At 76.0% G+C, this 1,938-nt stretch carries 1 protein-coding gene; it reads left to right on the forward strand.

The window, feature by feature from the left end; translation table 11 throughout:
• Positions 1–1,938: type I polyketide synthase (locus AB0I98_RS49785; protein WP_362953152.1), on the forward strand; the 1,938-nt coding region annotated here is incomplete at both ends.

Genomic DNA, 1,938 nt, shown 5'->3' on the forward strand with positions numbered 1-1,938 from the left:
CCCGGGTGGTCGCGCTGCGGGCGGCGGTGATCGGGCGGGAGCTGGCCGGGCTGGGCGGCATGGCCTCCATCCCGCTGCCCGTGTCCCAGGTCGAGGAGCGGCTCCAAGCCTGCACCGGCCTGGGTATCGCCGCCGTCAACGGCCCCTCCAGCACGGTCGTATCGGGAGATGCGGACGCGATCGTGGCGTTCGTGGCCGCCGCCCAGGCGGAGGGCATCCGGGCCCGCCAGGTCCCGGTCGACTACGCCTCCCACTCCGCGCACGTGGAACGCATCGAAGCCGAACTCCTCGACGCCCTGGCCCCGGTCACCCCGTGCCGTCCGCAGATCCCGTTCCACTCCACGGTCACCGGTGAGCTCGAAGACACCCTGGACGCCGCCTACTGGTATCGCAACCTGCGCCACCCGGTCCGCTTCGAGGACACCGTACGCAAGCTCGTCGACAGCGGCTTCGGCACGTTCGTGGAGTCCAGCGCCCACCCCGTGCTGACCATGGGCATCCGGGAGACCGCGGAGAACGTGACCGTCACCGGCACGCTGCGCCGCGACGACGGCGGCCTGGAGCGGTTCCTGACCTCCGCGGCCCACCTGTTCGTGCACGGCACCGACATCGACTGGGCGGCCCTCTTCGACGGCACCGGCGCCCGCCAGGTCGACCTGCCCACCTACCCCTTCCAGCGCGAGCACTACTGGCACGCCCCCGTTACCCCGGCCGCTCCCACCGCCGTAACCGGCCCTAACGAGTCCCTGTCCTACCGCATCACCTGGAAGAACCTCCGCGGCGACGACGCGGCTCGGCTGTCGGGCCGGTGGCTGCTGGTCCTGCCCGAGCCGCTGAACGGCTCCGAACAGGTTGGCCTGGCCCGCCAGGCCCTCGCCGACCGGGGCGCCCGTGTCGAGACGCTCGTGGTCAACCCGGCCGATGCCGACCGGTCCCTGCTGCGGGCCCGGCTCGCCGAGGCGGCCGACCGGGCCGGCGCGGAGCCGCTGACGGGGGTCCTGTCGCTGCTCGCCCTCACCGAGGGCGCACACCCGGGCCATCCCGGTGTCCCGCTCGGCCTCACCGCCACCCTCACCCTCACCCAGGCCGCCGCCGACTCGGGCATCGAGGCCCGCCTGTGGGCGGTCACCGCCGGCGCCGTCGCCGTGTCGGGGGCCGAGACGCCGTCCGCCGAACAGGCCCAGATCTGGGGCTTCGGCCGCGTCGCCGCCATCGAACTGCCCGCCCTGTGGGGCGGATTGGCCGACCTGCCGCAACCGGCCGACGCCCGCGCCTTCCACCAGCTGGCCGGCGCCCTGGCCGCACCCGGCGCCGACGACCAGGTCGCCGTCCGCGGCTCCGGCAGCTACGGCCGCCGCCTCGTCCACGCCCCGGCCGCCGCCCCGGCCACCGGACCGCGCCCGCGCGGCACCGCGCTCGTCATCGGCGACATCGCCGCCGTCGCGGGCCCGCTCGCCCGCCGGCTGCTGGCCGGCGGCGCCGAACGCATCGTCCTCGCCGGGCTGACCGGCGGCGTCCACGACGCACTCGACGGCCTCACGGACCGCACCACCGTGGTGCCCTGCGACCTCACCGACGACGCCGCGCTGCGCGACCTCCTCGCCCGGCACACCCCGTCCGCCGTCTACGTCGCCCCGCCCACGGCCCCCTTGACCACCCTCACCGAGACCACGCTGGAGGGCTTCGCCGCCGCCGTCACCGCCAAGACCGACCTCGCCACTCGCCTGGACACCCTGCTCGAGGAAGGAGCACCGGACGCGTTCGTCGTCTTCTCCTCCGCCGCCGGAGTATGGGGCGGCGCCGGGCAGAGCGGCTACGCGGCCGGCACCGCCCGGCTGGACGCGCTCGCCGAGCGCCGCCGCGCCCGCGGCCTGCCCGCGACCTCCGTCGCCTGGACGCCCTGGCGGGGCGCCGTCGCCGGCCCGGCCGCCGAACAAC

It is taken from the genome of Streptomyces sp. NPDC050211 (genome assembly GCF_040656035.1).
GTDB lineage: Bacteria > Actinomycetota > Actinomycetes > Streptomycetales > Streptomycetaceae > Streptomyces.